7 protein-coding genes are annotated in these 4,559 nt (G+C 45.3%); 1 reads left to right on the top strand and 6 read right to left on the bottom strand.

Annotated features, from left to right (window positions below; genetic code table 11):
* From ACH0QE_RS22295 to ACH0QE_RS22270, 6 genes are read right to left on the bottom strand one after another with little or no spacing between them, the layout of a single operon-like run.
* Positions 1 to 342, bottom strand: coding sequence for a hypothetical protein (locus ACH0QE_RS22295; protein WP_415802629.1), 342 nt, complete (start codon positions 340 to 342; stop codon positions 1 to 3).
* Between the two features lie 5 nt (positions 343 to 347).
* Positions 348 to 719 carry a hypothetical protein gene (locus ACH0QE_RS22290; protein ID WP_415802628.1) on the bottom strand — a complete coding sequence of 124 codons (372 nt, stop codon included), beginning with the start codon at positions 717 to 719 and terminating at the stop codon, positions 348 to 350.
* A gap of 12 nt (positions 720 to 731) precedes the next feature.
* Positions 732 to 1,202, bottom strand: a complete 471-nt coding sequence (locus tag ACH0QE_RS22285) for a cytochrome c-type biogenesis protein CcmH (RefSeq protein WP_415802627.1) — start codon at positions 1,200 to 1,202, stop codon at positions 732 to 734.
* A gap of 5 nt (positions 1,203 to 1,207) precedes the next feature.
* A complete protein-coding gene (locus ACH0QE_RS22280; protein WP_415802626.1) occupies positions 1,208 to 3,190 on the bottom strand; it encodes a heme lyase CcmF/NrfE family subunit in 1,983 nt (660 codons plus the stop codon).
* Positions 3,191 to 3,211: 21 nt separating this feature from the next.
* Positions 3,212 to 3,661 carry a cytochrome c maturation protein CcmE gene (locus ACH0QE_RS22275; RefSeq protein WP_415802625.1) on the bottom strand — a complete coding sequence of 150 codons (450 nt, stop codon included), beginning with the start codon at positions 3,659 to 3,661 and terminating at the stop codon, positions 3,212 to 3,214.
* Positions 3,661 to 4,221 (bottom strand): hypothetical protein, encoded by a 561-nt coding sequence (locus tag ACH0QE_RS22270; RefSeq protein WP_415802624.1) that lies wholly within the window; start codon positions 4,219 to 4,221, stop codon positions 3,661 to 3,663. The genes ACH0QE_RS22275 and ACH0QE_RS22270 overlap by 1 nt, the downstream gene beginning before the upstream one ends.
* A 129-nt stretch (positions 4,222 to 4,350) precedes the next feature.
* Between ACH0QE_RS22270 and ACH0QE_RS22265 the strand changes: the two genes are divergently transcribed.
* Entirely contained in the window at positions 4,351 to 4,482 is a 132-nt protein-coding gene (locus ACH0QE_RS22265) for a hypothetical protein (RefSeq protein WP_415802623.1), read from the top strand.
* The last annotated feature ends 77 nt before the right edge of the window (positions 4,483 to 4,559 follow it).

Below are 4,559 nucleotides of genomic sequence, written 5' to 3'. Positions count from 1 at the left end.
TTAAGTGTATTGTTCCAGTTCTTTGTTTACCTCGGCGAGATGTCTATGGTAATCAAGTTCCATTTTTTCAAAGTGCTCTTCAGTGATTTCAGCTGCTGACAGCCTTGCTTCAAGGCCGGCCAGCTCCCCTTCAATCACTTTTTTTCTGAGTAAAAGGTGTTTGAATAACTGGTCTTCCTCACTAATGATGTCCTCAGCAGGCATCCTCTTCTTTCGCAAAAACCAGACAACAATAATGACAGCAGCTAAAACGATCAGCATGTAGTGTGGATTGACCATGTTCAAACCCGGAGTACTGAGCCAGAAGTTCACGAGCCATTCAGGATGGTAGGCTGGCACCATACTGATCACCCCTTCTGCTGGCGAAGCTTTTTCAGTTCTCTAAGAATTTCTGCCTCTGCTTCGGCATCCTTTTTCTTCTTTTTGCTCTCTGGGAGATGCTTTGCCTTGCGCCCTTGCGCTTCTTCCTTTAACATTTCGGTCGCGAGCAATTGATAGTCTTCTTTCAATTTCTCAAAATCCTCACGAGAGATTTTCTTCATTAAGAAGTCCATCTCCAGCTCATTCACAGCACTATATACTTGCTCAAGCGTGAGCTTATCACTCTCTGTCTCCATTCCCGCAGCCGGCACCTCGCCAGCCGAGAAAAAAGGAGATATGATAAAGTAAAAGCAAGTATTGATTACGAGTGAACCTATTATTAAAAATACATAATCCATTTTGATCAGCTCCTAGAAAAGCTTCCGGCGCTCTTCGTCAAATGTTTTTGCCGCAATTTCTTTCTCGACTTCCGATTTCCACGCTGTCTTCGTCTCAAGCTTTGATTCTGCCTTTTTGACTGTTAATTTCCTGAGCCAGACACCGACAATCACACTGCCGATTCCCACTCCGGCTGCTGGCATTCCCCAGGCAATCCAGCCACTTTTGCCGCCGCCCGGAGTTCTCAAGGCTGCCTGCCCGTATTCTTCAACATAGGACTGGATGATTTCCGGTTCTGATTTGCCGCCGTTCAGCATCTCAACCACTTCATCGTAGTAGATTTTTTTTACTGAACAGGTAGATAGATCATGGTCAGCATGGCCCTGCATATCAAGCTGGCCGATGATCTGCTTGAATTCCTTCGAATTATACGTAAAAGCTGTCGTCATACTTGGAATCAGGATAAGCAAAAGAAGTGTCGTTAAGATAATTTTCTTATTCATCTTCTTCACCCTCCCACTCTCGAAATGCCTTTATTGATTTGGTAGCGCGATGTTGTCGGCCTGCCGCCTATGAGGGCAAATGCTGTGCCGATCACCATGATGATGCCGCCCACCCAAATCCAGCTTACGAATGGATTTACTTTTACCATGAACGTCACTTTTTCTTTGTTCTCCCAGGAGCTGAGCACGACATATAAGTCCTGGCTCCAATTTGTCTTGATCGCTACCTCTGTTGATGGCTCAGGCCATGTTTCATAGAAGATTTTTTCAGGCTTGATTTTGCCGATGTCCTTGCCCTTATACGTAACATCAATATCTGCCACTACTATTCCATTGCCGTTTTTTGTATGCTCAGTCAGCTCGTTAAATTTCAGGCTGTAATCGCCGGTTTTGATGCTGTTCCCGGCATCCACCGTTTTCAGCACTTCTGTTGAGTAAGTGTGCGAAGAAATGACACCTACCGCGATGACTGCAATTCCGATATGGACGATATAGCCGCCATAGCGGCGCTGGTTTTTTACCGTTAGCTTGAACGCTGCCTTCAGGATGTTTTCCTTCGTTGCTTTCCGTCTGGCGCTGATGCCTCTCGCGAATTCCTGCAAGTGTGTTCCGAACATGAAGCTTGTTGCCGATAAGCCGATAATCGCGTAAATTCCCTTGACGCCAAAAGCGAACAGGATGATTGCGGTGGCAACTCCCATTGCCAGCGGCCAAAGCACGTTTTTCTTGAACTTTTCAAACACTGCTTTTTGCCAGGCGATCAGTGGACAGATGCCCATCAATACAATCAGCACCAGCAAGATCGGGGCCATCACTTTATTAAAATATGGTGCTCCTACATTGATCTTGGTGCCTGTAAAAGTTTCTGAAATCAGCGGATACATCGTCCCCCAGAAAACAGCGAAAGCGGCAGCCACCAGAATCAGGTTGTTCAGCAGGAAGCTGCTTTCTTTTGAAAAATAAGCCTCAATGGGACTGCTGTCTTTCTTCAACAGTCCGTACCTTGTCATGACGATATAAAGTGAAAACAGCATCATGAAGGCCATGAAGACTAGGAAGTACATACCCAGATTGCTGTCGCCAAACGCGTGGACACTCGTCAGGATTCCGCTTCTCACAAGGAAAGTTCCAAACAGTGTCAGGATATAAGATAGAATGATCAAGCTTACGTTCCAGGTCTTCAGCATGTTTTTCCGTTCCTGGATCATGACTGAGTGCAGGAATGCTGATACAGTCAACCATGGCAGGAACGAGGCGTTCTCAACCGGGTCCCATGCCCAGTAGCCACCCCAGCCTAGCTCAAGGTATGCCCACCAGCCGCCAATCACATTGCCGAGCGTCAGGAACAGCCATGCAAGCAAGGTCCATCTTCTTGTCAGCTTGATCCACTCTGAATCCATTCTCTTCAGGATCAGTGCCGCAATCCCAAACGCGAATGGAACGGCCAACCCTACATAACCCATATAGAGCGTTACAGGGTGCAGGATCATTCCTGGATTTTGCAGCATTGGGTTAAGCCCTTTTCCATCTGCTGGAATTTTATCGGTCATTTCAAATGGGTTTGCATTAAATGCCATTACAGTGAAAAAGAACAGGATGTTCACCATCAAGATGCTCGATACATAGGGCATCATCGGGTTTTTCTTTTCTTTTGAAAAAACGACCATGGTTGCGTATATTGCTAATAGGACGGCCCATAACAGCAGGGATCCAGCGTTACCCGCCCAAAATGCTGTCAATTTATAAGCCATCGACAGGCTCTCATTTGTATACGAAGCCACATATTTATATTGGAATTGGCTTGTTCCGAGAAGATAAAGCAACAGGAAGGATGCGATGCTTGCCACAAAAGCCAGCGAAAGTACTGCACCTCTAGCGCTTTCAATCCACTTGCTGCTTTTCTTCTTAATCCCGACGATATTGGCAATGATTCCGTAAAGCGAAATCACGATCCCAAGGTAGATTGAGATGTTTCCAATTAGATACATACAGATAACCACCCATCTGTTTTATTCCTTCTTGTCATTTTTGTACATTTCCTTATGCATTTCGGTATCATAGTTCTCCATGTCTTCACCTTCATATTTTGTCGGGCATTTTGTCTGGACTTTTTCCGCTTCAAACACTCCGTCTTCCTGGATAAAGCCTTCCACCAACACGATGACATCCTCCGTGAAATTGTCCGGCTTGATGCCTTTATGGAAAACCTTTAGTGTTCCCTGGCCTTCCTCGTAAAGTTCAAAACGGAGTTCCAGCTTGTCAGCATCCCATTTAACCGAATCCTTATTAAGCAGGCCTTGCGTCATAATATAATCGCCCTCATATTTCGAACCATTCTTGCTGAGGTCGCCAATCGTGATTTCCTTGCTCCCTGCGCTCGGCATTGTTGAAAACATCATGATCACGAATGCAACTGCTGCCAGGCTCAGTCCCACTACGATTTTTTTATTTTTGGACATTACTTTCTACCTCCCAGCTTTTTGATCAATTCGTTGTATTCTGCTTCCGTTATGCTTCCTTCCACTAACATGGCGCGGAGCTTTGACTTTTTGGCTTCTAAATCATTTGAAGCATCATCTTTAACCGGCTTTACTTTCTTTTTCTTCATGATGAAAATCAATAGTACAGCCGCAACTATGGTCACACTGCCAACGACTGTAATGACAAGCCACAGAGGCATTTTTTCTTCGTTTTGTTTTACAGTGCCGGCCTTCTTTGCATCCCCGGCCATAGCTTCCATGATTTCCGCTGTCGTCCTTTCATCAGCTCGTTTGTATTGAAGTGAGATATTCTTTTCTTCACCAGGCTTCATTCCCTGGCTTTGATATAAAAACATGTTCATGTTGTACGAATTTTTCTGGTGCTGCTCTGAAGCAGGCTCCAGCTTAAAGCTGTCTGAATTAAGCGGCTCAACAAAAATCAGGTTTAACAACCCGATATCAGCGAAGCTTTTAAAATCGTAAGTAAGTGTCTTAGTGCCGTCTTTTTCTTTGATGCTGTCGGTATAGTACTCAATCACAAACTTGTAAATCTCCTGCGGCTGGATCTCCTCGCTCGTTTCCCAGGAAATCGTTCCGTTTTCCTTATAAAGCGGAGGCGACTGCTCAACTCCGAAAAGCGCTGGAGGGCCTGACGGTGAAGTCGTTCTTTGACTTCATGGGCAGGACCGAAGCGTCTCGAGGAGTTAGGAGCCGCAGCTAGACAAGCGACTCGAGGGGCTATGCGCTGGAGCTGGATTAAAAAAGCCGATTTCATCTCTGAAATCGGCCTGCAATCATGAAAAATGCTTTCTTATGATACTAAACACGTCTTCTTCGATAATCTTATTACCGTATTCATCGAGACGGTGAATCGTAA

This window comes from Mesobacillus sp., from assembly GCF_047739415.1.
In the GTDB taxonomy this organism is placed as follows: domain Bacteria; phylum Bacillota; class Bacilli; order Bacillales; family Cytobacillaceae; genus Mesobacillus.
This window is presented reverse-complemented; position numbering and strand designations above follow the sequence as displayed.